Below are 26,918 nucleotides of genomic sequence, written 5' to 3' on the forward strand. Positions count from 1 at the left end.
TTCCGTAACCCAGAGGCAGTAGCGCGATGTCATTTATAGTCAGGGAAGGCGATCTCACCACCACCGGCGGCTTCGTGCTGGCCGCATCGGCAAGCGAAGTCATCGAACGGCGTCGTGTGGCGCGTATGGGGGACCCGGTGTGGTGCCCGGCCTGCAAGCAGATTGGCTTCATCGCCCAAGGCAACCCCACCTACATAGACGAACGTGTGGCGGTCGCCACTCAGGGTCATGAAGTGCAGTGTGGCTGCACACCCGGCAGCAACACGCTGACCACCTCGCAGGAGCATGTCCAGGCCGACATGGACGCGACCATCACCATCCCCGAAGAACTGGCCAACACTGCCCGCCAGCATGCTGAACACCTGGCCCGTTCGATGAAGGATGGCAGCTTCACGCCTGATGTATTGAGGCCGCTGACGTAGCAAGAGTTACGCGGTAGAACGCACGTCAAAGGGCTTAGGGGCGAACCGGGAGTTTGCGATGCCCTGTAGGAGCGGACTTGTCCGCGAAGAGGGCGTCATAGTCGATGGATTTTCTGCGTCAGGAATATAGCCTTCGCGAACAAGGCGGATCGCCGCCCCGGTCGCTCCTACGGCCTTCGGCCAGAATCAAGAGCGGACTTCTGCATGACGAGCCTTCGCGAACAAGGCGGATCGCTGACCCGGTCGCTCCTGCGGGTGTTTGCGGTGTCCTGTAGGAGCGGACTTGTCCGCGAAGAGGCCGGCACAGTCGATGGATTTTCTGCGTCAGGAATATAGCCTTCGCGAACAAAGCGGGTCACCGCCCCGGTCGCTCCTGCGGGTGTTTGCGGTGTCTTGTAGGAGCGGACTTGTCCGCGAAGAGGCCGGCACAGTCGATGGATTTTCTGCGTCAGGAATATAGCCTTCGCGAACAAGGCGGGTCGCCGCCCCGGTCGCTCCTGCGGGTGTTTGCGGTGTCCTGTAGGAGCGGACTTGTCCGCGAAGAGGCCGGCACAGTCGATGGATTTTCTGCGTCAGGAATATAGCCTTCGCGAACAAGGCGGATCGCCGCCCCGGTCGCTCCTACGGGTGTTTGCGGTGTCCTGTAGGAGCGGACTTGTCCGCGAAGAGGGCGTCATAGTCGATGGATTTTCTGCGTCAGGAATATAGCCTTCGCGAACAAGTTCGCTCCTACGGCCTTCGGCCAGAATCAAGAGCGGACTTCTGCATGACGAGCCTTCGCGAACAAGGCGGATCGCTGACCCGGTCGCTCCTGCGCGCTCCTGCGGGTGTTTTCGATGCCCTGTAGGAGCGGACTTGTCCGCGAAGAGGGCGTCACAGTCGATGGATTTTCTGCGTCAGGAATATAGCCTTCGCGAACAAGTTCGCTCCTACGGCCTTCGGCCAGAATCAAGAGCGGACTTCTGCATGACGAGCCTTCGCGAACAAAGCGGGTCACCGCCCCGGTCGCTCCTGCGGCCTTCGGCCAGAATCAAGAGCGGACTTGCGTATGACGAGTGCTCTCACCGTGGCCCATCACGGATGGGCGTTGGTCTCGAGCAAGTGATGCAGCTCCACGAACTGCTGCGTCAGTTTGTGCCGTGGGTCGAGGTGGATCAGCGGCAGGTTGGCCTGATGCGACTCGCGCATTTTTACCGAGGCGTTGAGGTACACCGGCAGCACCGGCAAGCCTTCGGCAATCAGTTCGTCGAGCATTTGCTGCGGCAGGCTGGCCCTGGGCTGGAACTGATTGACGATGATGCCTTCCACCTGAAGACCTTCGTTGTGGTCCTCTTTCAATTCCTCGATCTCGCGCATCAGCCCGTACAGCGCCTGTCGCGAGAAGCTGTCGCAGTCAAAAGGGATTAGCACCCGATCAGACGCGATCAACGCCGAAACCGCATAAAAATTCAGCGCGGGAGGCGTATCCAGGTAGATACGCTCGTAATCTTCGCTCAACTCGTCGAGCAGTTTGCGCAGCTTGTTGATCTTGTGCTTGGCCTCGAGCTTGGGCTGCAGGTCAGCAAGCTCTGCAGTCGCGGTCACCACATGCAGGTTGTCGAACGGTGTTTCGTAGATATCGACATGGTTCTTCTTGGCGACCGGTGAGCCGGATAGCGTGTTCTTGAAGAACTCGGCAATCCCCATCGGAATATCCTGACCGGTGAGGCCGGTGAGGTACTGAGTCGAGTTGGCCTGGGCATCGAGATCGATCAATAACGTCCGATAGCCTTCGTGAGCGCTGACTGCAGCCAGATTGCAGGCGATGCTCGATTTGCCGACACCGCCCTTCTGATTGAATACCACGCGACGCATGCTTTGGATTCCTTGAAAGATGAAGAAACAGCAGCAGTGGCCGATAACGACCGTAAGAGGAGGTCGATTCTAGACAGCGCATATGACAACGGTGAGCTTAACGCAAAACAGTTGCCAGCCGGTTGTCATACAGAAAAACGACTTCAACCTTAAAATACACGCCTGTAAACGGTTTTTATGTAACAAATTTGCTAGTAATGAGCCCCATCAGGATAATGCGCGCACTGGTCAATTACCGCACCCAGGCTGATATCGACCTGATATCGATGTAGCGAGAAACAAGCCCGCAGGGGCGGGAAGAGAAGCCTTGATCACCTTCAACATTGCACGATGGCAAGCCTGGGCGCCGGGCCTGGCGAGCGCGGAAGACTGGCAGAGATGGAGCCTCGATCCGACGTTGCTGGAAACCAGTGACGCAGCGCCAGACGTGTCTTTTCTTCCTGCGATGCAACGCCGCCGCCTGGGCCGCATGGCAAGAATGGCGTTTGCCGTCGGCTGGCCGTTGACCGAAGGGCTGGAGCGCGTCCCGCTGGTGTTTGTCTCGCGCCACGGAGAAACCCCGAGGACCTTTGAAATCCTGCGTGATCTGGCCGCGAGCGAGCCGCTTTCACCGACCCAGTTCAGCCTTTCAGTGCATAACGCCGTCATTGGTCTGTGGTCGATCATGCGCGGTGAAACAAGTGAGATGACAGCCCTGGCCGCCACAGGCGACGGGCTGGAGTATGGAGCATTCGAGGCCGCAGCGTTGCTGGCCGAGGGAGCAGAAGCAGTATTGCTTGTGGTGACTGAAGAACAGCCGCCGCAAGCCTATGCCCAATGGATTGATGACGTGCCCTTTCCCTACGCGGTCGGCTTGCTGCTGACACCGGGGAATGAGTGGCAACTGTCTCTGAACACCGATACGCAAGGCACAAAGCGCACTCAGTGGCCTCACGCCCTGAACCTGCTGCGGGCCTTGCACACTGATCAATCCGTCTGCCTGCACCCTTGGAATAACCGGTTATGGAACTGGCAACGCAGTCACTGAAGAAAGGTCGGGACGCCTATTACTGGCGTCTGCTGGCAACAGGCATCAGCTTTGCCCTGTTCGGGTTGAGCGGTTTATGCCTGCGGTTGTTCGTTTTTCCAGTATTGGATTGCCTGCCTGGCAGTGTGGCCAGCCATCAGCGTCGCGCGCGGCGGACCATCAGCCGCCTGTTCTGGCTGTTCATCCGCATCATGGCGCGCATGCGTGTGCTGACCTATGACGTTCAAGGCGCCGAAAAGCTTGGCCGTCCCGGGCAGATGATCATCGCCAACCACCCGTCACTGATCGATGTGGTGTTCCTGATCGGGCTGGTGCGTGACGCCAACTGCGTGGTCAAACGCAGCCTCTGGGAAAACCCGTTCACCCGCGGCCCTGTGCGCTCCACCGGTTACATCAGCAACGATGGCAGCATGGACATGCTCGACGCCGCCGTAGAGCGCCTGCAAAGCGGCCAGACACTGATCATCTTCCCGGAAGGCACGCGCACCCAGCCAGGTCAGCCGCCGGTCTTTCACCGCGGCGCGGCAGCCATTGCGCTGCGTGGCGCAAGCGTCATCACCCCGGTGACGATCAAGGTCCAGCCGACCACCCTGACCAAGGCCGAGCCCTGGTATCGCATTCCGCAACGCCGCGTGCACTTCACTTTGCGCGTCGGTGCCGATATAGACCCAACTGCCTTCAGTGCGCTAGGCCCACCGCCCCTGGCGTCCCGCAAGCTCAACGATTACCTGCATGACTATTTCACCAAGGAGCTCGCCTCAGATGAGCGATCTGCACCAGGACATTAAATTGTTGATCATCGATGCCCTGGGCCTCGAAGACATCACCCCGGAAGATATCGGCAACGATATGACGCTGTTTGGCGAAGGACTGGGACTGGACTCGGTGGATGCACTCGAATTGGGCCTGGCCATCCAGAAGCGTTATGGCATCAGGATCGATGCCGATGCAAAGGACACCCGTAACCATTTCGCCAGCGTCGACAGCCTTGCGGCCTTCGTCAGCGCCAGACAACCGGCCTGAGAATTGAACATGCAAACCCGTGAAGACATCTTCGAAATCCTGCGCACCGCAATGGTGGAACTGTTCGAACTGGAGCCTGAGCGAGTCACGCTTGAAGCCAATCTGTATCAGGACCTGGAAATCGACAGTATCGATGCCGTGGACCTGATCGATCACATCAAACGCAAGACCGGCAAGAAGATTGCGGCTGAAGAATTCAAGTCGGTGAGAACCGTAAACGACGTGGTAGAGGCCGTCTACAAACTGGTCAACAGCGCCGAATGAAGCGGCTGATTGGCCTGATTCTGGTGCTGGCCGGCGTGCTCTATCCATTTGCTGTCTATTGGGGGACCGAGCATTTCGCGCCCTGGCAGTTCGCGCTGCTACTTGGCAGCCTGTGGCTGGCACGTGCCCTGACCGGAGAACGCAAGCAAGGCAGCCTGGCGATGGCGATTGTCGCGCTGATCTTTTGCGTGGTGCTCGGCGCCCTCGATAGTCACATGATGCTGCGCTGGTACCCGGTACTGGTCAGCACCTTCATGCTCGGCCTGTTCGGCTCAAGCCTGGTCTACGGCCCGCCGATCGTGGAAAAGATGGCGCGTCTGAACCGCCCCGACCTGCCTGAGGCCGGTATCCGCTACACCCGTAGAGTCACGCAGATTTGGTGCCTGTTCTTCCTCGTCAACGGCCTCACCTCAGCCATCCTGACGCTGTGGGCACCGTTGTCATGGTGGACGCTGTACACCGGCCTGATTTCCTACGGCCTGATGGGCGTGTTGTTCGCTGTCGAATGGATCGTCCGCCCACCCTCTGCGGGCGGCAAATGAAATGGATCGCATGAACTGGTTGAACCTGGAACACCTGCTGCTCGATGCGCTGCCCGACCGGCTGCTGACGCTGGCCCCGAGCCTGGACCACGCGCAGTTTCGTGATCAGGCGCTCAGCGTGGCCGCTGGACTGCAGGCGCGTGGCATCACGCACCTTGCAGTGCACCTCGAAGATGCCGCCGACCTGGCCATTGCGTTGTTCGCGGCCTGGCGCGCAGGTGTGCACGTGTTGCTGCCCGCCGACTTGCAGGGCCAGACCCGCGAGCGCTGGGCGAATCAGGTCGACCTGTGGCTGACCGACCTGCCGGGTGACACCCACCTGAGCGATCTGCGTGCCGCGCCCCTCCCTGCGGCAGCGCTGGACCTTGACCAGTGCCGGCTGAGCCTGTGCACCTCAGGCTCCAGCGGCGAACCCAAACTGATCGAAAAACGCCTGCGGCAACTGGCCAACGAAGTCTGCGGGCTGGAACAGCTGTGGGGCGCGGAGCTGGGCGGGGCATGCATGATCGGCAGCGTGGCGACGCAACATATTTACGGGCTGCTGTTTCGCTTGCTATGGCCGCTGTGCGCGGCACGCCCGTTCGTGCGCCGTCAGTTGCCGTTCGCCGAAGACCTGCAACGCGCCAGCCGTGAATACCCGTCATTCGCCTGGGTCGCCAGCCCCGCGCTGCTCAAGCGCATGGGCGACAATCTCGACTGGCCGGGTCTTGCGGCCGTGCGCCGGGTATTCTCTTCCGGTGGCGCATTGCCGGCCGAAGCCTCACAAAGCCTGCAGCAACGCCTCGGTCAGTGGCCGACTGAGATTCTCGGCAGTTCGGAAACCGGCGGCATCGCCTGGCGTCAGGGCGGGCAACGCTGGCAGGCCTTCGACGGCGTAGAGCTGAGTCAGGATGCGCAAGGTGCGCTGCGCATCAGCTCGCCCTATCTGCCGCCCGGCCATGTCGAGCAGACCGCCGATGCGGCGCTGATCGGTGCAGACGGGCGCTTCGAACTGCTGGGCAGGCTCGACCGCATCGTCAAACTCGAAGAGAAGCGCGTGTCCTTGCCGCTGATCGAGCAGGCCCTTGCGGCTCACCCGTGGGTGAGTGAAGCGCGCCTTGGTGTGGTGCAGGCAAACCGTGCCTCGTTGGGCGCGCTCCTGGTGCTGAGCGACGCGGGCTTGCTGGCCCTGCGCAACCAAGGCCGTCGGGCGCTCACCGAAGCCTTGCGACACTACCTGCAGCCGCATTGCGAAACCATCGCCCTGCCGCGTCGCTGGCGGCTGCTGCGGCAGATGCCGCTCAACGCCCAGGGCAAGCTGCCGCAAGCAGACGTCGAGGCGCTGCTGCTGGCGCCACGCTCGAAACAGCCGGAAGTGCTTGAGCAACAGAACATCGAAGGCGAGCTGCACCTGCAATTGAGTGTCCCGCCCGATCTGGCGTTTTTCAGCGGCCACTTTCCCAAAGCGCCGATTTTGCCGGGCGTGGTGCAGGTCGACTGGGCGATCAGCCTGGGCCAGCGACTGCTCGACCTGCCATGCGGATTCGCCGGCATGGAGGTGCTCAAATTCCAGCAACTGGTACGCCCCGGCGACCGCCTCACGCTGACATTGCGCTTCGATGCAGCACGCTCCAAGCTGCACTTCGCCTTTCGCAATGCCGACAATGCGCCCTGCTCCAGTGGCCGGATCCTCCTGGAAGACGACCATGCATAAGCCTTGCGTGATCATTCCGGTGTTCGACCACGAGCGGGCCGTGCCCAACGTTGTCAAGGCCGTGCGTAACGCCGGGTTGCCGTGCATCCTGGTGGACGATGCCAGCAGCCCGGCCTGCGAAGCTGTGTTACAGCAGCTGGCGCAGGGTGAGGCTATCTACCTGCTGCGCCTGCCGGTCAATCAGGGCAAGGGCGGAGCGGTCATGGCCGGCTTTCGCGAGGCGATCCGGCTGGGTTTCAGTCATGCGTTGCAGGTCGATGCCGATGGCCAGCATGATCTGAGCGATATCCCGGTGTTTCTGGAGCAGTCGCGCCAGCACCCGGATGCGCTGATCTGCGGCTATCCGCAATTCGACGAGAGCGTGCCCAAGGGCCGTCTGTATGCGCGTTACCTGACCCACGTCTGGGTGTGGATCAACACCCTGTCGTTGCACATTCGCGATTCCATGTGCGGCTTTCGCCTGTATCCCCTGGCCCCGGTCCTGGCGCTGATCGACAGCGTGCAGATCGGCAGGCGTATGGATTTCGACTCGGAAATCCTCGTGCGCCTGTCCTGGCGCGGCCAGCCGATGCGCTGGCTGCCGACCCGCGTTCACTACCCGCAGGACGGCCTGTCGCATTTCCGCCTGTTTCACGACAACGCCCTGATTTCGAAAATGCACGCCAAACTGTTCTTCGGCATGCTGCTACGCCTGCCAATGATCCTGTGGCGACGGTGGCGGCCATGAGCATCGACAAGTCGCCCAAGGAGCATTGGGCCAGTCATCAGGAGCGCGGCAGTTTCATGCTCATGAAACTCACCGCCTGGGGCATGCGGGTGCTCGGTCGGCGCCTGCTCAGCCCGGTGCTGTATGGCATCGTCCTGTACTTCTTTGTCTTCGGCCGACGTGCCCGGCACAGCATATGGCAGTACCAGCAGCACCTGGCGGACTGGAGCAGCAAGCCCGAACTGCGGCCCAGCCAGCGCCGGGTGTTCGGCCAGTTCATGGCATTTGCCGATGCCTTGCTCGACAAGCTCGACGTGTGGAACGGCAGGCTGGGCATCGATCAGATCGAGATCGTCGACCAGGCCCTGCTGCGCCAGAACCTGCGTGGCCAACGCGGACAGATGCTTGTCGGCGCGCACTTGGGCAACCTTGAAGTGTGCCGCGCACTGGCCGAACTCGGCGAAAAGGTCACCATGAACGTGCTGGTGCACACCAAACACGCCGAACGTTTCAATCGCCTGCTCGGTGAAGCCGGCGCGACCCATCTGCGTCTGATTCAGGTCAGCGAGCTGGACCCGGCCATCATGCTGCAATTAAGCCAGCGCCTGGACGAAGGCGAGTGGCTGGCCATCGCCGGTGACCGCGTCGCGCTGCACGGCGGGCGCAATGTGCGGGTCGACTTTCTCGGCCAGCCGGCGACCTTCCCGCAAGGCCCCTGGCTGCTGGCCGGGCTGCTCAAGTGCCCGGTCAACCTGTTCTTCTGCCTCAAGGGTGCGAAAGGCTATCGGGTGATTCTCGAACCGTTCGCCGACGCCATCGAATGGCGGCGCAGCGACCGTGCCCAGGTCATCGAGCAGTGGGCCACACGTTATGCCGAGCGTCTTGGGCACTATTGCCTGGAAGCACCGCAGCAGTGGTTCAATTTCTACCCATTCTGGGAGTCTGCCGATGAATCGGGCTCATGAGCTGATCGCGCTCGGCGATCATGTGCTGCGTTGTAAAATCAGCGCAGGTCGCCACAGGAGGTTACATGCGCAGTAAGGGTTTTCTGCACATCGACACTGAAATCGTCGTGCCGTTTTTCGACGTCGACATGATGAACATCGTCTGGCACGGGCACTACGTGAAGTACCTCGAAGTGGCGCGTTGCGCGCTGCTCGATCATATCGGGCATAACTACATGCAGATGCTCGAATCCGGTTATGGTTGGCCGGTGATCGATCTGCAGTTGCGCTATGTGCGCAGCGCCGTGTTCGGTCAGACACTGAACGTGCGCGCCAGTCTGGTGGAGTGGGAGAACCGTCTGAAGATCAATTACCTGATCACCGATGCACACACCGGTGAGCGCCTGACCCGCGCCAGCACTGTGCAGGTCGCCGTCGACAGCCAGAGCCGGGAAATGCAACTGGCCTCGCCGCAGGTGTTCATCGATGCCGTGAAAAATGCCCTTGAGAGCACAATAGAGAGCGCCTCGCCATGAACCGCCCGCTTCGTACTTTGATCCTGCTGGGCCTGCTGTGCCTTTCTTCCCTGGCGCAGGCGTTCGACCTGCAACAACTGAGCGACCAGCTGGCCAAACCTGCGGTGGTGCAGGGTCGTTTCGTCCAGGAAAAACACCTGCGCGCCCTGCCGCAACCGCTGCTCAGCAAGGGCCGCTTCGTGCTCGCCAGGGATTTCGGGCTGCTCTGGCTGCTGGAAACACCGCTCAAGCAGGATTACCGCATCAATGCCGACGGTATTGCCCGTCGTGAAACCGATGGCAATGTCAGCAGCTGGAAGCCGGTGCCGAACAAGAACGCCGGTGCCGAGCAAAACCGTCTGTTCCTGGCGGTCCTGCAAGGCGACAGCAGCGGCCTGCAACGGGATTTCGACTTGCAGCTCAAGGGCGAGGCGAATGCCTGGCACCTCATCCTGACGCCACGCTCGATGCTGCTGCAACAAGTGTTCAAACAGATCAACATCGACGGCGGCGAACTGGTGCAGCGTATCGAGCTGCTGGAAACCCAAGGCGACAGCACGGTCCTGAAAATGATCGACAGCAGCAGTGCTCCGACCCTGACCGATGCGCAGCGTAATGACTTCAAAGACTGAGCGGCTGTTGCCGCGACTGTTCCTGCTGATTCTGGCAGGCGTACTGGCGCTCGCTGGCTGGCAGTGGCACGACCGCTCGCCGCTGTCGGCCAACCTGATGGAGCTGGTGCCGGGCACCGATAACGACGAACTGGTCGTAAGTGCCGAAAAGCGCATGCAGGAACCGCTCAACCGGGAAATGCTGGTGCTGGTGGGCCACAGCGATCGGCAGAAGGCCGTGGAACTGGCGCGCACGCTGGCTGAACAATGGCAGTCGACTGGCCTGTTCGAGAAGGTCCAGTGGTCGCTGCAGGCCGACCTGCCCGCGTTGCGCACCCAGTTGCTGAAAGGGCGCATCGCCATGCTGCCGACAGCGGACCGCACACTGCTGATCGACGACCCGAAAACTTTTATCGAACAGCGCGTACAGACGCTGTTCGACCCGTTTGCCGGGTTCAGCCTGGTGCCTGGCCAGGATGACTGGCTGGGGCTGACCGGACGTATCCAGAACGGCCTGCCGAAACAGGGCTCGGTCGAGGCAGATCTGGCCAGCGGTGCGCTGGTGGCCAGCGCCGAGGGTAAAAGCTGGGTACTGCTGCGTTCGCGAACCCGAACCGATGCCTTCGATATGCACCTGCCCGGCCAGGTTGCCGACCTGCTGGCGCAAGCGCGGGTGCAGGCCAGTCAGGCAGGTGGTCAATTGCTCGCGGCCAGCGGGCTGCTTTACGCTGCCGACGGGCAGAAGCAGGCCAGCCGGGAAATCACCTGGGTCGGCGGTGGCGCAACGCTCGGTATCCTGTTGTTGCTGTTGCTCGCCTTCCGCCGCTGGAGCGTGCTGCTGGCATTCGTGCCGGTGGTGGTCGGCATGCTCTTCGGCGCGGTGGCCTGCGTCGCGCTATTCGGCAGCATGCACGTCATGACGCTGGTGCTGGGCTCGAGCCTGATCGGGGTGGCGGTGGATTACCCGCTGCATTACCTGTCCAAGAGCTGGAGCCTCAAGCCCTGGCGCAGCTGGCCCGCCTTGCGCCTGACTCTGCCGGGCCTGAGCCTGAGCTTGATCACCAGTTGCATCGGCTACCTGGCGCTGGCCTGGACGCCGTTCCCGGCACTCACGCAAATTGCGGTGTTCTCGGCGGCCGGTTTGATCGGCGCCTACCTGACGGCGGTGTGCCTGCTGCCCGCGCTGCTCGCAAAAGTCGAGATCAGCCCTGCCCAGTGGCCGCTGAAACTGGCGCAATTGATGCTCGATTGCCGCGCCGCCTTGCTGCTGCGCATCAGCACACCGATCCTGCTGGTGCTGCTGTTGGCCTTCTGTGGCGGCGGACTCTGGCACCTGACCACCAAGAACGATATCCGCCAATGGGTGGCAGCACCTCAGGCGTTGACCGATGAAGCCCAGGCCATCGCACGGATCACCGGTTATCAGCCCACCAGCCAGTTCTTTCTGGTGCGCGGCAAGGACCAACAGCAGTTGCTGGATCGGCAGTCCGAATTGACCCAACGGCTCGACCAGTTGGTCAGCATGGACAAGCTGCAAGGCTACATGGCGCTCAATCAGTTGCTCGATTCGCCTGCCGAACAACAAGCCACCCGCGATGCACTGGGCAAATTGCCGCAATACTGGGCGCCGCTGGTAGAACTTGGCGTTCCGGCCAGTGCCTTGAAGGCTGAACTGGCCCAATTGCAGGCACTGCCGACGCAAGATATCGATCACGCGCTTCAAGGCCCGCTGAGCGAACCGTGGCGCACGCTCTGGCTGGGACCGACACGCGATGACGACGGCGATCAAGGTGTCGCCAGCATTGTCAGCCTGCGCGGCATGAACAGCATGGCGTTGCTGCGCGTGCAGGCCATCGGGCTGGAGGGCGTGCAACTGGTCGACCGCCTGGGTGAGCTCAACGAGGTGTTTGCCCACACGCAGATCAGCGCAGCGCAATTGAAGCTGGCATCGTGCGTCCTGATCGTCCTGCTGCTGATCGCTCCGTTTGGCTTCGGTGGTGCGTTGCGCATCGTCGCCCTGCCCCTGCTGGCGGCGCTGTGCAGCCTCGCCAGCCTGGGCTGGCTCGGTCAGCCGCTGACCCTGTTCAGCCTGTTCGGCCTGTTGCTGGTCACGGCGATCAGCGTCGATTACGCCATCCTGATGCGCGAGCAGATAGGCGGCGCGGCGGTCAGCCTGCTGGGCACGCTGCTGGCAGCGCTCACCACCTGGCTGTCGTTCGGCCTGCTGGCCGTTTCCAGCACCCCGGCGATCAGCAACTTCGGCCTGTCGGTCAGCCTGGGGCTGGCGTTCAGCTTCCTGCTGGCGCCCTGGGCCAGCCCGCGTAAAGCGCTTCATTCGCCAGCCAATGCTGAAGGGCCACACGCATGAATCTTGCAGCGCTGTCGTCACTCCCCGCCACCGCCCAACCGAAAAGGAATACCTGTGCCCATCACTGATAGGGAAATTCGTCAGGTCGTCGTCATCGGTGCCGGCCCGGCCGGTTCAATAGCGGCTGCCCTGCTCAAACGCCAAGGCCATGACGTGCTGATCATCGAGCGCCAGCTGTTTCCGCGCTTCTCCATCGGTGAGAGCCTGCTGTGTCATTGCCTGGACTTCGTCGAAGAAGCCGGGATGCTGGAGGCCGTGCAGGCCGCCGGTTTCCAGCCCAAGAATGGCGCAGCCTTCGCGCGTGGCGAGCAGTACAGCGATTTCGACTTCAGCGATACGTTCAGCAACGGCAAGCCGACGACCTTTCAGGTGCAGCGCAGCGAGTTCGACAAACTGCTCGCCGATCAGGCCGCGCTGCAAGGCGTGGACATCCGCTATCAGGAAGAGATCGTCAGCGCCGACTTCGATGGCCCGCAGCCGGTTTTGCGCGTGAGGCGTGAGGACGGCAGCGAATACAGCGTGCAGGCCAGCTTCGTACTCGACGCCAGCGGCTATGGCCGCGTGCTGCCGCGCTTGCTGGATCTGGAAGCGCCGTCAGGTTTCCCTGTGCGCCAGGCGGTGTTCACCCATATCGAAGACCGCATCGAAAGCCCGCCCTTCGACCGCCGCAAGATTCTCGTCAGCATCCATCCGCAGCACAGCGATGTGTGGTTCTGGTCGATTCCGTTCAGCGAAGGCCGCTGTTCGATAGGCGTGGTCGCCTCGGCCGAGCGCTTCAAGGACAAGCCCCAGGATCTGGATGCCTGCTTACGCGCCTTTATCGATGAAACACCGCAACTGGCCAGCGTGCTGAAAAACGCGGTCTGGGATACGCCAGCGAGAACCATCGGCGGCTACTCGGCCAACGTCAAGGCCCTGCACGGCAAGGGCTTTGCGCTGCTGGGCAACGCGGCGGAATTCCTCGACCCGGTGTTTTCATCGGGCGTGACCATCGCCATGCGTTCGGCGAGCATGGCGGCTGGCGTGCTGAGCCGGCAGTTGCAGGGCGAAAACGTGGATTGGGAAAGCGAGTTCGCGGTGCCATTGAAACGTGGCGTCGACACCTTTCGCGCCTATGTCGAGGGCTGGTACGACGGTACGTTCCAGAGCGTGATTTTCTACCCCGGCAGCGCTCCGGACATCCGCCGCATGATCAGCTCGATTCTGGCCGGCTATGCCTGGGACGAACGCAATCCATTTGTCAGCGAGCCCAAGCGCCGCCTGCGCACGCTCTCGGAAATCTGCGCGGACAGTGGTTCATGAATCGACCGTTCCTGAGTGACAGTTATGTCGAGGAAACCCGCTTCGGCCTGTGGTTTCTGCGCAGCAACATCTGGCAGTACCGCGTGCTGCGCGTGGCGATAGACGACTTGCGCAGCCTGTTCGCCAGCCCACCGCCGGTTGCGCCGGTAGTGCTCGACGCCGGTTGCGGGCAAGGCCGCTCTTTTCAGCAGTTGAACAAGGTATTTCAGCCGTCCAGACTCATCGGCGTCGACGCCGACCCGCACAGCCTCGACATGAGTCGTGAAGAGGCGCGGGCCAGAGGCGTAGAGGTCGAACTGATCGGCAGCGACTGCGCAGCCCTGCCAGTACCGGACGCCAGCGTCGATCTGCTGTTCTGCCATCAGACTTTCCATCATCTGGTCGAGCAGGAACAGGCACTGGCCGAGTTTTATCGTGTGCTCAAGCCGGGCGGCTACCTGCTGTTTGCCGAGTCGACCGAAGCGTACATCGACACTTGGGTGATTCGCTGGCTGTTCCGCCATCCGATGCACGTTCAGAAAAGCGCGGCGCAGTATCTGCAGATGATCCGCGACCAGGGCTTCGAGTTCGATGCACAGAATGTTTCGTACCCTTACCTGTGGTGGAGCCGCGCCAGGGACTTCGGGCTGCTCGAAGTCTTGAAACTGCAAAAGCCCAGGCCGTTCGGGCAACGTGAGGAAACGCTGGTCAATGTCGTGGCCCGCAAACCCCTGGAAGTTGGAGCATCATGATTCGCGTACTGTTTTTAGCCTTCCTGCTGCTCGGCGGCTGTGCGGCACAAGCCCCGCTGCCGACCAGTGCACCGACCATGCAATTGCCGATGCAACTGCACATCGAGCGTCGCCAGGCCGATCAGCATCAGGACTGGCTGCTGATCATCCAGCGCGAAAACGGCGGATTGCGCTGGTCAATGATGGACCCGCTGGGCATTCCCCAGGCGCGCCAGTTGCTGATCGACGGGAAATGGCAGGCCGATGGTTTGCTGCCGCCCAATCCGGAAGCCCGCGAGCTGTTCGCTGCGCTGATGTTCGCCATGACCCCGGACCTGGAAATGCATGGCCGCTACCCGACGGCTTACCGCCAGGGCATGCAGCGTCGTCTGGATGACCGCTGGCTGGTCGAATATCAATCGGCCAACGCGTTCACTATCCGCCTCAAGGACAGGCTGAGCTACAAGGTCACACCGCTGAACAACGAGAGCCTGCCATGACCGCCTACCTCAACGCGCTGGGCGTGATCTGCTCGCTGGGCGACAGCCGTGAAGAGGTGTCGCGCAGGCTGTTCGCAGGCGACAGCTCGGGCATGGTGTTCGAAAGCGGCTGGGTGCCGGAACGCGCGTTGCCGGTCGGTGCAGTCAAATCCGCATTGCCGCCCATTCCGCCGGCCGTGCATTTGCATCGCAGCCGCAACAACCAGTTATTGCTGGCTGCCGCCCTGCAGATCGAGGAGGACATCAGCCAGGCCATCAACCGCTTCGGCGCCGGGCGGATCGGCGTGATCATCGGCACCAGCACCTCGGGCATCGATGAAGCGAGCGAGAGCATGGCCGTCTGGCTGCGTGAGCGGACCTTCCCCGACGATTATGATTATCGGCAACAGGAACTGGGCGCACCGGCGAATTTTCTCGCCGCCTGGCTGCAATTGAGCGGCCCGGCCTACGTCATTTCGACAGCCTGCACGTCCAGCTCGCGGGCGTTGCTCAGTGCGCGTCGGGCGCTGGACATGGGCCTGTGCGATGCCGTGCTGTGCGGCGGCGTCGACAGTCTGTGCAAGCTGACCCTGCAGGGGTTCTCGGCACTCGAGGCCATGTCGCCGCAACTCTGTAACCCGTTCTCCAGCAACCGCAACGGGATCAATATCGGCGAGGCGGCCGCGCTGTTCCTGATGACTCGTGAAGCCGACAGCAGGCACTCGATTGCCCTGCTGGGCGCAGGTGCCAGCTGCGACGCTCACCACATCTCGGCCCCCGAACCCACCGGACGTGGTGCGCGTGATGCCATGCTGCAAGCGTTGCGTAACGCCCGGCTCGAGGCGGAGCAGATCGGTTATCTGAACCTGCACGGCACCGCCACGCAGCACAACGATGCGATGGAGAGCCTGGCCGTGCAGGGCGTATTTCCCGGCGGCGTGTCCTGCTCGTCGACCAAACCGCTCAGCGGCCACACCCTGGGCGCGGCGGGCGCGCTGGAAGCGGCGTTTTGCTGGCTGAGCCTGGCACCGCAGAACACCGAACAGGCCCTGCCCCCGCACCTGTGGGACGGCGAGGCCGATCCGCTCTTGCCTGCGCTGCAATGGACACATGCAGGCTCGCGCCTGCTACCTGAAAACGCTCGTTACATGATGAGCAATTCGTTTGCCTTCGGTGGCAACAACATCAGCCTGATTATCGGAGATGCCCCATGACCGAGTGGCCGCTCGCCGAACTCATCCCCCATGCCGGCGACATGATTCTCATCGATCAGGTGCTGAGCGTTGACGAAGAACAGATTCGAACCCGCCTGACCGTACGCGCCGACGGCCTGTTCAATCAAGCCGACGGCAGCCTGCCGGCATGGCTGGGCATAGAGCTGATGGCGCAGAGCGTCGCGGCCTATGCCGGTTGCAAGGCGCGCAACAAGGGCGAAGCGGTCAAGCTGGGTTTTCTGCTTGGCAGTCGCAAGTTCGACTGCAACGTGACGCGCTTCCCGCTGGGCAGTGAACTGCACATCCATGCCGTGCGCTCCCTGCAGGACGACAACGGCATGGGCATGTTCGAATGCACCCTCACCGGACCGGGTATCGAGGCTTTTGCCCGACTCAATGTATATTGCCCGCCCAACACTGCTGACTACCTGGCTGAAGGAGCCCCGGCATGACTGAATCGATACTGGTCACCGGCTCCAGCCGTGGCATCGGCCGCGCCATCGCCCTGCGTCTGGCGCAGGCCGGATACGACCTGATCCTGCATTGCCGCACTGGCCGCAGCGAAGCCGAAGCGGTGCAGGCCGAAGTCGTTGCGCTGGGCCGCCAGGCACGCGTGCTGCAATTCGATGTCTCGGACCGGGCCGCCTGCAAGGCCGTTCTGGAAGAGGACGTGGAGACGCACGGCGCCTATTACGGCGTGGTACTCAACGCCGGACTGACCCGCGACGGCGCGTTTCCGGCGCTCAGCGACGATGACTGGGATCAGGTGCTGCGCACCAACCTGGACGGTTTCTATAACGTGCTGCACCCGTTGACGATGCCGATGATTCGCCGTCGTGCAGCAGGGCGCATCGTTTGTATCACCTCGGTTTCCGGGCTGATCGGCAATCGCGGCCAGGTCAATTACAGCGCTTCCAAGGCAGGGCTGATCGGTGCCGCCAAGGCGCTGGCCATCGAACTGGGCAAGCGCAGGATCACCGTCAACTGCGTCGCGCCGGGGCTGATCGATACGGCCATGCTCGACGAGAACGTGCCCGTGGACGAACTGATGAAAATGATCCCGGCACAACGCATGGGCACGCCCGAGGAAGTGGCGGGTGCGGTGAATTTTCTAATGTCGGCCGAAGCGAGCTACATCACCCGTCAGGTTCTGGCCGTCAACGGGGGACTGTGCTGATGAAGCGTGTGGTAGTGACCGGCATGTCCGGCATCACCTCGGTGGGCAGCGACTGGCCGACTATCGATGCACGCTTCACGGCCAATCGCAGCGGCATTCGCCGAATGGACGAGTGGAACCGGTTTGCCGAGCTCAATACCCGCCTGGCTGGCCCCATCGACGATTTCGCCGTGCCGGGGCACTGGACGCGCAAACAACTGCGCAGCATGGGCCGCGTGTCACGTCTGGCCGTGGCGGCTGCGGAGCAGGCCCTGATCGACGCCGGGCTGCTGAATGACCCGATCATTCGCGATGGCCGCATGGGTACGGCCTGCGGCTCGTCCACCGGCAGCACCGACGAGATCAAGGCCTTCGGCAACATGCTGATCAACTCGGTGGCTGTGGGCCTGAACGCCAACTCCTACGTGCGCATGATGCCGCATACCACCGCCGCCAACATCAGCATTTTCTTCGGCCTGACCGGACGTCTGATTCCGACCTCCAGCGCCTGCACCAGTGGCAGTCAGGGCATCGGCTATGCCTATGAGGCGATCAAGTTCGGCCGTCTGCCGCTGATGCTGGCGGGCGGGGCCGAAGAGCTGTGCCCGACCGAGGCCATGGTCTTCGACGCGCTGTACGCCACCAGCCTCAAGAATGACGCGCCACACACCACGCCACGCCCCTACGACAGCGGACGCGACGGCCTGGTGATCGGTGAAGGCGGCGGCATGCTGGTGCTTGAAGAGCTTGAGCATGCCCAGGCACGTGGCGCGCACATCTACGCCGAGATCGTCGGCTTCGGCAGCAACGCCGACGGCGCCCACAGCACTCGCCCAGAGCAGGCCACCATGCGCCGCGCGATGGAGCTGGCCCTCGAAGACGCCGACCTTTCGCCTGACGCCATCGGTTACGTCAACGGTCACGGCACCGCCACCGAACAGGGCGACATCGCCGAGACCCTGGCCACCAGCAGCCTGTTCGGCCCGCGCATGCCGCTAAGCTCGCAGAAAAGCTTTCTCGGTCACACGCTGGGAGCGTGCGGCGCGCTGGAGTCATGGTTCAGCATCGAAATGCTCAACAGCGATCGCTATATCCATACGCTGAACCTGGTCGACATCGACCCACAGTGCGGCGAACTGGACTACATCGTCGGCGAACCAAGGCACATGAGCAACGAATACGTGATGAACAACAACTTCGCATTTGGCGGCGTGAACACCTCGCTGATCTTCAGGCGCTGGGGTTGAGCGGCGCCTTCCCGAGCACCTATCGTCCCTACGCGGCGGCGCAAAGTCATGCTTTGCCTGTAGTCACTACACATAAAAGCGCTTTTTTCTCACAGTGGCACTGACGACGCAAAGTGCGACGTCAGTGACGGCTGAGTCCTGGCGCTCAGTGGTCAACAGCCAGAAGAGCCGACAGAACGCACAGAAACAGTACCTTCAGGCTTCTCCTGCTGGCCGCACTTGTCATTTGCAATGATTTTCGTGATCCAGTCCTTGTAGAACGAAATTCGAGTCATCTGACTAGCGTCGAGCAAACCACGACTTACCAGCGCAACGCCGACGTAGCCGCTCTGCGTTTTGAAGAGTAACGGCCCGCCTGAATCGCCGCCGCCAGAAATCTTGCTCGAACACACATTCAAGAGAGGATCAAAGTAGGTAGGTGGATAGCCCGGCGGCACGTCTATGCATTTGCGATCTTCCAGAATCGAGCCGTCAACATGGTAAAGCTCGTTCGGCATGGTGCCGGTTTCTCTCATTCCGAAGCCTGCCAGCGTGACGGGCATCCCGACTTCGTGCGCAACCACCTGATCAATGCCGTCCAGCTTGAGGATGTCTTTACTTTCGGTTGGACGCTCAAGCTTCAATAGCGCAATGTCGTAAAGCCCAGATTCCTTTTCGTCGCCTGATTTAGAGTAAATCTGCCAGCCTTTGAAATCCGCAGGAATAAACGCTTCAGCGATCCTGATCTTGTCCCGGCTGACGACGGGAGGCCCGTACTTCTCTATAGCAATCTGGACAAACGCAGGCGACTGACCACGTATGCAGTGTGCCGCAGTAAGCACCCATTGCGCAGCGATCAACGCCCCCCCGCAGAGGTGCTGGCCATCCTCCTTGGTCAATGAAGTGAAAAAAGGATAAGCACCTGCGGGTGCGGGCGTACCACCGATAATTTTCTCGTCTGCCGCCACTGTCAGCGACAGGCTCAATAAAGCCATCAGCCATATTTGTTTGCGCATGCTTCTCTCCCTGTTCCTGTCATTCCGTCCTGGAGCATCAGGTGCACATGAGATTCAACGCAAAAAACACTGATCTGCCTACTGTCAAAAGTGATAGTGAGTACCGGATATACGCCAGGCATTCATCCGACGTTACGCGTCAACAGCTCGGTGAACGCCTTGGCCATGGGCGATTGTTCGTCCTTGCGTTGCACCAGCCACACCGCGCTGGTTGCGCCGGGGTCGAGGACGTTGCGGTAGACCACGCCGTCGATACGCATTCGCCGGTAGGACGCAGGCAGTACGGTGACGCCCAATCCTGCTGCGACCAGGCCGATGATGGTCATCACTTCGCCCGCTTCCTGGGTGATCAGCGGGCTGAACCCTGCGGCGCGTGCCAGGCTCAGGACTTGCGCGTAGATGCCGCTGCCATAAGTGCGCGGGAAGAACACGAACGGCTCGGCGGCCAGCGCCGCCATGTAGATCCCCTCCTCGCTTTCTGCCGCCAGCGGATGGTCGGCACGCATGATCGCCACCAGCGGCTCACTCAGCAATTCGAACACCACCAGCGAGTCGGGCAATGCCAGCGGGCGCATGATGCCGACCTGAATGGTTTTGTCCTCAAGACCTGCCGCCACTTCCTGACTGGTGATCTCGGTCAGGGTCAGGTGCACGTCCGGGTAGGCTTGGCGGAAGGCGAAAATCGCCTGCGGGATACTCGACGTAAACGGCGCAGACGAAGTGAAGCCGATCTTCAGCTCGCCGATTTCGCCCAGTTGCGCACGCCGAGCTACGTCGGTGGCCTTGTCGACCTGCGCCAGCACCAGCCGTGCCTCGTCGAGAAACAGCCGCCCGGATTCGCTCAACTCGACGCGCCGGTTGGTGCGCTCGAAAAGACGCGTGCCCAGTTCCTGCTCCAGCGTCTGAATCTGCTGGCTGAGCGGCGGCTGAGAAATCCCCAGCGCCTGCGCGGCGCGGCCAAAATGCAGCTCTTCGGCCACCGCGATGAAGTAACGCAGATGACGCAATTCCATGCGGCCTCCATTAAGTCGTTTTACCTATCAAACAGGTCGAACAATATATTGGATGGAATGATTAGCGAGTTATATGATTTTTTCATTGCCTGCTCAACCTTGCCCTGAGGTCCTTGTGAATCCTGCCGTCGCCCCGTCCACTCCCGACTTGAACACCTCGCCCGTACAGTCGTCGACACTGCCGGGCGATACCTACATCGAAAAGAACACGCCGCTTTTCAAACGCACGGCATTGGCGCTGTTCGCTGGCGGGTTTTCGACCTTTACCCTGCTGTACTGTGTTCAGCCGATGATGCCGACGCTGTCCAGCGAGTTCTCCCTGACGGCGGCGCAAAGCAGCCTGATCCTGTCCGTGGCCACGGCAATGCTCGCCATCGGCCTGCTGATCACCGGGCCGATATCTGATCGGCTAGGGCGCAAGCCGGTGATGGTCATGGCGCTGTTCTGTGCCTCGCTGTTCACCATCGCCAGTGCCTTGATGCCCAGCTGGGAGGGCGTACTTATAACCCGCGCCCTGGTAGGCCTGTCACTGAGCGGCCTGGCGGCAGTGGCGATGACCTACCTGAGCGAGGAGATCCACCCCACCCATCTGGGCCTGGCGATGGGGCTGTATATCGGCGGCAGCGCCGTCGGTGGCATGAGCGGAAGGCTGATCGTCGGGGTGATGATCGACTACGTCAGCTGGCACGCGGCGATGCTGGTGGTCGGCGGGCTGGCGCTGATCGCCGCAGCGGTGTTCTGGAGGATCCTGCCGGCGTCGCGCAACTTCCGCCCGCGCTCGCTGCACCCTCGCAGTCTGCTCGACGGGTTTGTCGTGCAGTTTCGTGATGCAGGCTTGCCGCTACTGTTTCTGACCGGCTTCCTGCTGATGGGCGCGTTCGTCACGCTGTTCAACTACATCGCCTACCGCTTTCTGAGCGCACCCTACAACTTGAGCCAAGCCGTGGTCGGCGTGTTCTCCGTGGTGTACCTGTCGGGCATCTACAGCTCGGCAAAGATCGGCTCACTGGCTGACCGCCTTGGCCGCCGACAGGTGCTGTGGGCGGTGATCGTGATGATGCTGGCCGGCCTGCTGCTGACCCTGTTCACCCCACTGCCGCTGGTGATCGTCGGCGTACTGATCTTCACCTTCGGCTTCTTTGGCGCACATTCAGTGGCCAGCAGCTGGGTCGGACGCAGGGCCACCACCGCCAGAGGCCAGGCCGCGTCCCTGTACCTGTTCTGTTACTACGCAGGCTCGAGCGTGGCCGGAACCGGCGGCGGTGTGTTCTGGCACTACGCGGGCTGGAACGGCATCGGGGTGTTTATCGGCGTGTTGCTGCTGATCGCCCTTGGTGTGGCGTTGAGGTTGGCAAGGTTGCAGCCGCTGGAGGCGAAGGTTTAGACGCACACCGAGCGATGGCAGGTGGGTTGAACCAGAGCGCACTGACGCATCCGCCTATGCTGGCGGACAAGCCCTGCATGGGCTGTTGATCGTAAAAACCGGCGTCTGCGGAGATTCTTTCACAGCGTGTCTTAATGCATTCGTTATTTCTTGGTGGGCGCTACTGTAGCTTGCCAGCCATTAACCAATTGCATGTTTTGAGCGACGATTCGACAGGCTTTACCCGTTGCAACGCGGCAATTGCCGAGCGCTCTTTGTCGGGCTGTCTTGATTGAACGCGCGCCGTAAAACCAGAAGAGCCCATCTGCTTCTGCGGACTTTGCCATGGCCTTTTCGGTAACACTCAGCAGATACGCATTAGCTTCTGCACGGTCGGCGGGGGACAGTTTTGAAAGCAACGGCATTAATGCTTCATCGTCCATGCCAGGAAGACGATTGGCCTTTAAGAAGTCCTCGATGTGGGGTTTCAACAGTTTATTGGCCCCATTTTTATAAAGTGTATGACCGTCCTGACCAAACGGTGGCAGCGCCACATAATCTGCGTGACCACCCTGCGAGCGATAGCCAGCAACCATCCGTGTAACCAGGTCGGGGCTGAAATACGGATCATTTTCAGCATACATCCAGAGCGTCGGCGTCGGGTTATTTGTGCCGAAGGTGGTGAAGTTTCGTACCAGATCCGCCTGATACAGTGAGCAGTCAGCTTCAGGAGAACCCATCGTGGAGTAGTGATAAACACCGCCGGAGATGTTGATCACCGCTGCCAATGGATGATCAGGTCGAGCGGCCAGGTCCAGCATGGAAGCTCCGCCGATCGAAATCCCTACACCCAGTGCCAAGGATGGATCGACATCCGGACGCTTGCGCAGAGCTGCCAATGCGGCTCCAAGCTCTTCTCCATGTGTATCCAGAAATCGAGCCACATCGGGGTTGGTGCAGTTGCCGGCTTCATCCATGAAGCGTCCGGTCGAGCGGCCATAACCGGGCCACACAATCGATGCGGCAAGCCAGCCCCGGTGCGCAAAGTCATGAGCGATGTGAGCGAGCCAGTCGGCATGTACAGACGAAGGCTGTGCGGCTGAGCCATTAATGATCAATGCAACAGGGAACTTTCCGGCGCGCGCAGGACGGACAATCAATGCTTCGACTTTTTCACGGTGGGCGTCGATGTGAATAGGCAAAAGGAGTTGCTGTTCACGTACTGCTTCATCGGCACAGGCCTGGCCTGAATAAACCAGCAATGCACACACGAGGGTCATCAAACGCAGCATCGATTGCATGATAGAAAACTCGCCCAGGCACTCATCAACTCTCTTCAAGCTAACCCAGATCGTCTTCTGCGGCTTGTGAAGCTTTCGAACAAGTTCTTTCCCAAAGCGCTGCGTCAGGCCTGTCTCATAACACCGGCCTGTCAGCGCCGATGCAGAGGCGACTCAGGATGTGCGCCTACCTGCGCATACTCAAAAGAAGACAGGAAAAGAAATTTATTTTCATATATTTGTTTATATTTCGTTTTCGTGTAATTTATTTTCATCACGAAAACAGAGATAAAAATAATGAATACCTGTGATCGCCCTGAAACGCTTCTGCTCCACCTTATTGCGTCGTCCCTGCCGAGTACTCCCGAGTCGCCTTCAGGCTGACAGCTTCAGCTGTTGGTGTTGCGCCCTCGCCTACCCACTTTGCAAGGAACCGTCGCTATGTCGCCGTCACCCGGTCTTTCGCTATTGGTCTACGCCGCTGTCGCCATCATCGCCTTGATCGTGCTGATCGCGCGTTACCGCCTCAATCCGTTTATCGTCATTACGCTTGTTTCGGTCGGTCTGGCCCTGGTCGCCGGAATGCCGGCCAGTGGCGTGGTCGCCTCTTATGAGGCAGGGGTTGGCAAAACGCTGGGGCATATCGCGCTGGTCGTGGCACTGGGCACCATGCTTGGCAAGATGATGGCCGAGTCTGGCGGTGCCGAGCAGGTGGCGCGCACCCTGGTCGACCGCTTTGGCGAACGCAACGCGCACTGGGCCATGGTCTGCATTGCGTTTCTGGTGGGCTTGCCACTGTTCTTCGAGGTCGGCTTCGTTCTGCTGGTACCGATTGCCTTCACTGTGGCCCGGCGTGTCGGGGTGTCGATTCTGATGGTCGGCCTGCCGATGGTCGCCGGTCTGTCGGTGGTGCATGCGCTGGTGCCGCCGCACCCTGCTGCGATGCTCGCCGTGCAGGCGTATCAGGCGTCGGTAGGGCAAACGCTGTTCTACGCCATCCTGATCGGCATCCCTACGGCGATCATCGCCGGTCCGGTGTATGCCAAATTCATTGTGCCGCGCATCCACTTGCCAGCTGAAAACCCGCTGGCCAAGCAGTTTCTCGACCGCGAACCACGCCAGAAGCTACCCAGCTTCGGCCTGACCATGGCCACGATTCTGCTGCCGGTGGTGCTGATGCTGCTGGGTGGCTGGGCCAACCTGATCAGTACACCGGGCAGCGCGTTCAACAGCTTTCTGCTGTTCATCGGCAACTCGGTGATTGCCCTGCTGCTGGCCACCCTGCTGAGTTTCTGGACACTGGGCATCGCGCAGGGCTTTAACCGCGACTCGATTCTGAAATTCACCAACGAGTGCCTGGCACCGACCGCGAGCATCACGTTGCTAGTAGGTGCCGGTGGCGGCTTGAATCGCATTCTGATCGACAGCGGCGTGACCAATGAGATCGTGGGTCTGGCGCAGGACTTTCATCTGTCGCCCCTGCTGATGGGCTGGTTGTTCGCGGCACTGATGCGGGTTGCGACCGGCTCGGCGACGGTGGCGATGACCACGGCATCGGGCATCGTCGCACCTGTCGCACTGGGGCTGGGTTACCCGCATCCCGAATTGCTGGTGCTGGCAACGGGCGCAGGCTCGGTGATCTTTTCCCACGTCAACGACGGTGGTTTCTGGCTTATCAAGGAGTATTTCAACATGACCGTCGCGCAAACATTCAAGACCTGGACGGTATTGGAGACGCTGATTTCGGTCGTCGCTTTCGCCCTGACGCTGGGCCTGGCGCAGGTGATTTGAGTGGACATTCTGTACCAGATACGTGCCCGTCAGGATTCCCTCAGCGCAGGAGAAGGACGAATTGCCAGGCTGTTGCTCAGCGATATCGCCTTCGCGGCCAGTGCCAGTCTGGATGAGCTGGCCAGCCGCGCCGAAGTCAGCAGTGCGACGCTGTCACGCTTCGCGCGCAGTATCGGTTGCCGGGATCTGCGCGACTTACGCCTGCAACTGGCCCAGGCCAGCGGCGTCGGCAGCCGCTTTCTGCATCCAGAACCGGCGCCGGAGCAGTCGGCGTTTTTCACCCGGATCGTCGACGACATCGAAGCCACCCTGCGCCAGCACCTGGCCGGCTTCGATGCAACGCGCTTTGCCGCCGCCATCGCCTGTGTCGCCGATGCGCGCATGATTCACACATTCGGCATGGGCGGCTGCTCCAGCCTGTGCAGCGAGGAACTGCAAACCCGGCTGGTGCGCCTGGGTTACCCGGTGGCCGCCTGCCGCGACCCGGTGATGATGCGCATGGTCGCCGCCACGCTTGGTCCGCAACACAGCCTGATTGTCTGCTCGCTCAGCGGACGCACACCGGAACTGCTCGACGCCGTAACTCTGGCGCGCAGCTACGGTGCCCGCGTGCTGGCCATTACGCTGCCTGATTCACCACTGGCACAACTGGCCGAGGTCGTGCTGCCGTTACAAATTGCTGAAACCAATTTCATCTATAAACCCACCGCAGCGCGTTACGGCATGCTGCTAACCATCGATGTGCTGGCCACCGAACTGGCGTTGGCGAGCCCTGAAGACAATCAGGAGCGACTGCGCCGGATCAAGCTTGCGCTGGATGAATACCGTGGCGGCGAAGATGGCCTGCCGCTGGGAGACTGAACCATGCTTTATGACCTGATCATTCGCGACGCACTGGTCATCGACGGCAGTGACACACCGGGAGTGCGCGCCGATGTGGCAATCAGCGAAGGACGCATCCAGCGCATCGGCAGTCTGAGCAATGCCAGTGCCCGGGAAGAAGTCGATGCGGCCGGTCGCGTACTGGCCCCCGGGTTTATCGATGTGCACACCCACGACGATACGGTGGTCATCCGCAAACCCGAGATGCTGCCGAAAATCAGCCAGGGCGTGACGACCGTCATCGTCGGCAACTGCGGGATCAGCGCGTCGCCGGTTTCGCTAACGGGCAATCCTCCCGACCCCATGAACCTGCTGGGCGACGCGGCTGCGTTCGTCTATCCACGCTTCACCGACTACCGCGCCGCCGTCGACAACGCCCGGCCCGCCGTCAACGTGGCGGCCCTGATCGGCCATACCGCCTTGCGCAGCAACCACATGGACAACTTGTTGCGCAGCGCCAGCCCGGAAGAAATTGCCGCGATGCGCGAGCAGTTGCGCGACAGCCTGGAAGCGGGCGCGCTGGGGTTATCGACCGGCCTTGCCTACGCCTCTGCGTTCTCGGCCGAAACCAGCGAGGTCAAACAACTGGCGGAAGAGCTCAGCGCGTTCGGCGCGATTTACACCACCCACCTGCGCAGCGAATTCGAGCCGGTGCTGGAGGCCATGGCGGAAGCATTCGATATAGGCCGCCATGCGCGCTCACCGGTCATCATCTCGCACATGAAATGCGCTGGTGCCGGCAACTGGGGACGCAGCCCGCAACTGCTGGCAGCCCTGGAAAAAGCCGCGCAGGACCATCCGGTAGGTTGCGACTGCTATCCCTATGCGGCCAGCTCTTCGACGCTGGACCTCAAACAAGTTACAGACGCGTTCCGCATCACCATCACCTGGTCTACGCCGCACCCGGATCAGCGCGGCAGGGATCTGCAGGAGATTGCCGCCGACTGGGGGCTGTCATTGCTGGACGCCGCACGCAAGTTGCAGCCTGCAGGCGCGGTGTACTACGGCATGGATGAGGGCGACGTCGAGCGCATCATGTCTCACCCGCTGGCGATGATCGGCTCCGATGGTCTTCCGGAAGACCCGTTTCCCCATCCGCGCCTGTGGGGCGCGTTCCCCAGAGTGCTCGGGCATTTCAGCCGCGACAAGGGGCTGTTTGCGTTGCACACCGCCGTACACAAAATGACCGGGCTGTCGGCCGCGCGCTTCGCCTTGCACGAACGCGGTCTTATTCGCGAGGGCTACTGGGCGGACCTGGTGCTGTTCAATCCACAAACCGTACGCGACGTTGCAGATTTCAAAGACCCTCAGCGAGCGGCGCAAGGCATCGACGGTGTCTGGGTCAACGGCCGCTTGAGCTATGCCGACGGCAAACCGCATGGCGAGCGACAGGGCCGATTCCTGCCCCGCAGCGGTTCGCTGCGCGAAGGCTTTGCGGATGCGAAAGCGCCGACGTAGTCGTCGGCGCTGAAATCAACAAATGCGTCTTGAGGTATCGACGCATCGTTGTTCGGCAA

At 61.3% G+C, this 26,918-nt stretch carries 27 protein-coding genes; 23 read left to right on the forward strand and 4 right to left on the reverse strand.

Translation table 11 applies throughout. The features are described 5' to 3' along the window. Positions 1–26 precede the first annotated feature (26 nt). Positions 27–422 carry a PAAR domain-containing protein gene (locus tag JOE34_RS04090; protein WP_003316692.1) on the forward strand — a complete coding sequence of 132 codons (396 nt, stop codon included), beginning with the start codon at positions 27–29 and terminating at the stop codon, positions 420–422. 1,074 nt (positions 423–1,496) lie between these two features. Here the strand turns inward: JOE34_RS04090 and JOE34_RS04095 are convergent. Further along, positions 1,497–2,276 (reverse strand): ParA family protein, encoded by a 780-nt coding sequence (locus JOE34_RS04095; RefSeq protein WP_003304810.1) that lies wholly within the window; start codon positions 2,274–2,276, stop codon positions 1,497–1,499. Positions 2,277–2,583: 307 nt separating this feature from the next. Between JOE34_RS04095 and JOE34_RS04100 the strand changes: the two genes are divergently transcribed. The 18 genes from JOE34_RS04100 to JOE34_RS04185 all read left to right on the forward strand — a co-directional run bounded on the left by JOE34_RS04100 (position 2,584) and on the right by JOE34_RS04185 (position 18,077). Next, positions 2,584–3,303, forward strand: coding sequence for a beta-ketoacyl synthase chain length factor (locus tag JOE34_RS04100; protein WP_003414301.1), 720 nt, complete (start codon positions 2,584–2,586; stop codon positions 3,301–3,303). After that, the gene (locus JOE34_RS04105) at positions 3,279–4,091 is read left to right on the forward strand and encodes a lysophospholipid acyltransferase family protein (RefSeq protein WP_010420175.1); all 813 of its coding nucleotides are present in this window, start codon (positions 3,279–3,281) and stop codon (positions 4,089–4,091) included. Before JOE34_RS04100 ends, JOE34_RS04105 begins: the two co-directional genes overlap by 25 nt. Then, a complete protein-coding gene (locus JOE34_RS04110) occupies positions 4,066–4,326 on the forward strand; it encodes a phosphopantetheine-binding protein (RefSeq protein WP_003316688.1) in 261 nt (86 codons plus the stop codon). The genes JOE34_RS04105 and JOE34_RS04110 overlap by 26 nt, the downstream gene beginning before the upstream one ends. Positions 4,327–4,335: 9 nt before the next feature. Continuing rightward, positions 4,336–4,590, forward strand: a complete 255-nt coding sequence (locus tag JOE34_RS04115) for an acyl carrier protein (protein WP_003316687.1) — start codon at positions 4,336–4,338, stop codon at positions 4,588–4,590. Continuing rightward, a complete protein-coding gene (locus tag JOE34_RS04120; protein ID WP_003346314.1) occupies positions 4,587–5,132 on the forward strand; it encodes a hypothetical protein in 546 nt (181 codons plus the stop codon). The genes JOE34_RS04115 and JOE34_RS04120 overlap by 4 nt, the downstream gene beginning before the upstream one ends. A 10-nt stretch (positions 5,133–5,142) precedes the next feature. Further along, positions 5,143–6,825, forward strand: coding sequence for an acyl-CoA synthetase family protein (locus JOE34_RS04125; protein WP_209995124.1), 1,683 nt, complete (start codon positions 5,143–5,145; stop codon positions 6,823–6,825). Then, positions 6,818–7,552, forward strand: a complete 735-nt coding sequence (locus JOE34_RS04130) for a glycosyltransferase family 2 protein (RefSeq protein ID WP_046266376.1) — start codon at positions 6,818–6,820, stop codon at positions 7,550–7,552. The genes JOE34_RS04125 and JOE34_RS04130 overlap by 8 nt, the downstream gene beginning before the upstream one ends. After that, entirely contained in the window at positions 7,549–8,496 is a 948-nt protein-coding gene (locus JOE34_RS04135) for a glycosyl transferase (protein WP_209995125.1), read from the forward strand. The genes JOE34_RS04130 and JOE34_RS04135 overlap by 4 nt, the downstream gene beginning before the upstream one ends. A 65-nt stretch (positions 8,497–8,561) precedes the next feature. Next, a complete protein-coding gene (locus JOE34_RS04140; RefSeq protein ID WP_003316680.1) occupies positions 8,562–9,011 on the forward strand; it encodes an acyl-CoA thioesterase in 450 nt (149 codons plus the stop codon). Beyond that, positions 9,008–9,622: an outer membrane lipoprotein carrier protein LolA gene (locus JOE34_RS04145; RefSeq protein ID WP_010420206.1), complete on the forward strand. Its 615-nt coding sequence runs from the start codon at positions 9,008–9,010 to the stop codon at positions 9,620–9,622. The genes JOE34_RS04140 and JOE34_RS04145 overlap by 4 nt, the downstream gene beginning before the upstream one ends. Further along, positions 9,606–11,969 (forward strand): membrane protein, encoded by a 2,364-nt coding sequence (locus JOE34_RS04150; RefSeq protein ID WP_024959606.1) that lies wholly within the window; start codon positions 9,606–9,608, stop codon positions 11,967–11,969. Before JOE34_RS04145 ends, JOE34_RS04150 begins: the two co-directional genes overlap by 17 nt. Before the next feature lie 54 nt (positions 11,970–12,023). Continuing rightward, positions 12,024–13,271, forward strand: a complete 1,248-nt coding sequence (locus tag JOE34_RS04155; protein ID WP_096113188.1) for an NAD(P)/FAD-dependent oxidoreductase — start codon at positions 12,024–12,026, stop codon at positions 13,269–13,271. Beyond that, entirely contained in the window at positions 13,268–14,002 is a 735-nt protein-coding gene (locus JOE34_RS04160) for a class I SAM-dependent methyltransferase (RefSeq protein WP_046266379.1), read from the forward strand. The genes JOE34_RS04155 and JOE34_RS04160 overlap by 4 nt, the downstream gene beginning before the upstream one ends. Continuing rightward, complete coding sequence (locus JOE34_RS04165) at positions 13,999–14,481, forward strand: hypothetical protein (RefSeq protein ID WP_003316675.1); 483 nt, start codon at positions 13,999–14,001, stop codon at positions 14,479–14,481. Before JOE34_RS04160 ends, JOE34_RS04165 begins: the two co-directional genes overlap by 4 nt. Continuing rightward, positions 14,478–15,674 carry a beta-ketoacyl-[acyl-carrier-protein] synthase family protein gene (locus tag JOE34_RS04170; RefSeq protein WP_046266380.1) on the forward strand — a complete coding sequence of 399 codons (1,197 nt, stop codon included), beginning with the start codon at positions 14,478–14,480 and terminating at the stop codon, positions 15,672–15,674. Before JOE34_RS04165 ends, JOE34_RS04170 begins: the two co-directional genes overlap by 4 nt. Further along, positions 15,671–16,126: a hotdog family protein gene (locus JOE34_RS04175; RefSeq protein ID WP_003392291.1), complete on the forward strand. Its 456-nt coding sequence runs from the start codon at positions 15,671–15,673 to the stop codon at positions 16,124–16,126. Before JOE34_RS04170 ends, JOE34_RS04175 begins: the two co-directional genes overlap by 4 nt. Next, positions 16,123–16,851 (forward strand): 3-oxoacyl-ACP reductase FabG, encoded by a 729-nt coding sequence (gene fabG / locus JOE34_RS04180; RefSeq protein WP_010420248.1) that lies wholly within the window; start codon positions 16,123–16,125, stop codon positions 16,849–16,851. The genes JOE34_RS04175 and fabG overlap by 4 nt, the downstream gene beginning before the upstream one ends. Continuing rightward, positions 16,851–18,077, forward strand: a complete 1,227-nt coding sequence (locus tag JOE34_RS04185; RefSeq protein WP_046266381.1) for a beta-ketoacyl-ACP synthase — start codon at positions 16,851–16,853, stop codon at positions 18,075–18,077. The genes fabG and JOE34_RS04185 overlap by 1 nt, the downstream gene beginning before the upstream one ends. A 152-nt stretch (positions 18,078–18,229) precedes the next feature. On the opposite strand, the gene JOE34_RS04190 is transcribed toward JOE34_RS04185, so the two are convergent. Further along, positions 18,230–19,072 (reverse strand): serine protease, encoded by an 843-nt coding sequence (locus JOE34_RS04190; RefSeq protein ID WP_010420263.1) that lies wholly within the window; start codon positions 19,070–19,072, stop codon positions 18,230–18,232. 122 nt (positions 19,073–19,194) lie between these two features. Further along, positions 19,195–20,085: a LysR family transcriptional regulator gene (locus tag JOE34_RS04195; protein ID WP_003316669.1), complete on the reverse strand. Its 891-nt coding sequence runs from the start codon at positions 20,083–20,085 to the stop codon at positions 19,195–19,197. Positions 20,086–20,200: 115 nt separating this feature from the next. Between JOE34_RS04195 and JOE34_RS04200 the strand changes: the two genes are divergently transcribed. Beyond that, positions 20,201–21,469, forward strand: coding sequence for an MFS transporter (locus JOE34_RS04200; RefSeq protein ID WP_024665243.1), 1,269 nt, complete (start codon positions 20,201–20,203; stop codon positions 21,467–21,469). 143 nt (positions 21,470–21,612) lie between these two features. Here the strand turns inward: JOE34_RS04200 and JOE34_RS04205 are convergent, their stop codons facing one another. Next, a complete protein-coding gene (locus JOE34_RS04205; protein WP_003392296.1) occupies positions 21,613–22,749 on the reverse strand; it encodes a hypothetical protein in 1,137 nt (378 codons plus the stop codon). Between the two features lie 420 nt (positions 22,750–23,169). Between JOE34_RS04205 and JOE34_RS04210 the strand changes: the two genes are divergently transcribed. From JOE34_RS04210 to JOE34_RS04220, 3 genes are read left to right on the forward strand one after another with little or no spacing between them, the layout of a single operon-like run. Then, entirely contained in the window at positions 23,170–24,519 is a 1,350-nt protein-coding gene (locus tag JOE34_RS04210) for a GntP family permease (protein ID WP_032663013.1), read from the forward strand. Continuing rightward, the gene (locus JOE34_RS04215; RefSeq protein WP_003432135.1) at positions 24,520–25,380 is read left to right on the forward strand and encodes a MurR/RpiR family transcriptional regulator; all 861 of its coding nucleotides are present in this window, start codon (positions 24,520–24,522) and stop codon (positions 25,378–25,380) included. Between the two features lie 3 nt (positions 25,381–25,383). Beyond that, positions 25,384–26,859: a D-aminoacylase gene (locus JOE34_RS04220; RefSeq protein ID WP_209995126.1), complete on the forward strand. Its 1,476-nt coding sequence runs from the start codon at positions 25,384–25,386 to the stop codon at positions 26,857–26,859. Positions 26,860–26,918 lie beyond the last annotated feature (59 nt).

Source organism: Pseudomonas sp. PvP028 (assembly GCF_017832255.1).
GTDB lineage: Bacteria > Pseudomonadota > Gammaproteobacteria > Pseudomonadales > Pseudomonadaceae > Aquipseudomonas > Aquipseudomonas syringae.

What these genes read in the sequence shown, in the direction of transcription:
- JOE34_RS04140 (WP_003316680.1), top strand. Translation starts at nt 8,562, where the DNA reads ATGCGCAGTAAGGGTTTTCTGCACATCGACACTGAAATCGTCGTGCCG.
- JOE34_RS04210 (WP_032663013.1), top strand. Translation starts at nt 23,170, where the DNA reads ATGTCGCCGTCACCCGGTCTTTCGCTATTGGTCTACGCCGCTGTCGCC.
- fabG (WP_010420248.1), top strand. Translation starts at nt 16,123, where the DNA reads ATGACTGAATCGATACTGGTCACCGGCTCCAGCCGTGGCATCGGCCGC.
- JOE34_RS04125 (WP_209995124.1), top strand. Translation starts at nt 5,143, where the DNA reads ATGAACTGGTTGAACCTGGAACACCTGCTGCTCGATGCGCTGCCCGAC.
- JOE34_RS04110 (WP_003316688.1), top strand. Translation starts at nt 4,066, where the DNA reads ATGAGCGATCTGCACCAGGACATTAAATTGTTGATCATCGATGCCCTG.
- JOE34_RS04175 (WP_003392291.1), top strand. Translation starts at nt 15,671, where the DNA reads ATGACCGAGTGGCCGCTCGCCGAACTCATCCCCCATGCCGGCGACATG.
- JOE34_RS04120 (WP_003346314.1), top strand. Translation starts at nt 4,587, where the DNA reads ATGAAGCGGCTGATTGGCCTGATTCTGGTGCTGGCCGGCGTGCTCTAT.
- JOE34_RS04160 (WP_046266379.1), top strand. Translation starts at nt 13,268, where the DNA reads ATGAATCGACCGTTCCTGAGTGACAGTTATGTCGAGGAAACCCGCTTC.
- JOE34_RS04165 (WP_003316675.1), top strand. Translation starts at nt 13,999, where the DNA reads ATGATTCGCGTACTGTTTTTAGCCTTCCTGCTGCTCGGCGGCTGTGCG.
- JOE34_RS04095 (WP_003304810.1), bottom strand. Translation starts at nt 2,276, where the DNA reads ATGCGTCGCGTGGTATTCAATCAGAAGGGCGGTGTCGGCAAATCGAGC.
- JOE34_RS04170 (WP_046266380.1), top strand. Translation starts at nt 14,478, where the DNA reads ATGACCGCCTACCTCAACGCGCTGGGCGTGATCTGCTCGCTGGGCGAC.
- JOE34_RS04185 (WP_046266381.1), top strand. Translation starts at nt 16,851, where the DNA reads ATGAAGCGTGTGGTAGTGACCGGCATGTCCGGCATCACCTCGGTGGGC.
- JOE34_RS04205 (WP_003392296.1), bottom strand. Translation starts at nt 22,749, where the DNA reads ATGCAATCGATGCTGCGTTTGATGACCCTCGTGTGTGCATTGCTGGTT.
- JOE34_RS04150 (WP_024959606.1), top strand. Translation starts at nt 9,606, where the DNA reads ATGACTTCAAAGACTGAGCGGCTGTTGCCGCGACTGTTCCTGCTGATT.
- JOE34_RS04090 (WP_003316692.1), top strand. Translation starts at nt 27, where the DNA reads ATGTCATTTATAGTCAGGGAAGGCGATCTCACCACCACCGGCGGCTTC.
- JOE34_RS04145 (WP_010420206.1), top strand. Translation starts at nt 9,008, where the DNA reads ATGAACCGCCCGCTTCGTACTTTGATCCTGCTGGGCCTGCTGTGCCTT.
- JOE34_RS04115 (WP_003316687.1), top strand. Translation starts at nt 4,336, where the DNA reads ATGCAAACCCGTGAAGACATCTTCGAAATCCTGCGCACCGCAATGGTG.
- JOE34_RS04190 (WP_010420263.1), bottom strand. Translation starts at nt 19,072, where the DNA reads ATGCGCAAACAAATATGGCTGATGGCTTTATTGAGCCTGTCGCTGACA.
- JOE34_RS04105 (WP_010420175.1), top strand. Translation starts at nt 3,279, where the DNA reads ATGGAACTGGCAACGCAGTCACTGAAGAAAGGTCGGGACGCCTATTAC.
- JOE34_RS04195 (WP_003316669.1), bottom strand. Translation starts at nt 20,085, where the DNA reads ATGGAATTGCGTCATCTGCGTTACTTCATCGCGGTGGCCGAAGAGCTG.
- JOE34_RS04135 (WP_209995125.1), top strand. Translation starts at nt 7,549, where the DNA reads ATGAGCATCGACAAGTCGCCCAAGGAGCATTGGGCCAGTCATCAGGAG.
- JOE34_RS04220 (WP_209995126.1), top strand. Translation starts at nt 25,384, where the DNA reads ATGCTTTATGACCTGATCATTCGCGACGCACTGGTCATCGACGGCAGT.
- JOE34_RS04130 (WP_046266376.1), top strand. Translation starts at nt 6,818, where the DNA reads ATGCATAAGCCTTGCGTGATCATTCCGGTGTTCGACCACGAGCGGGCC.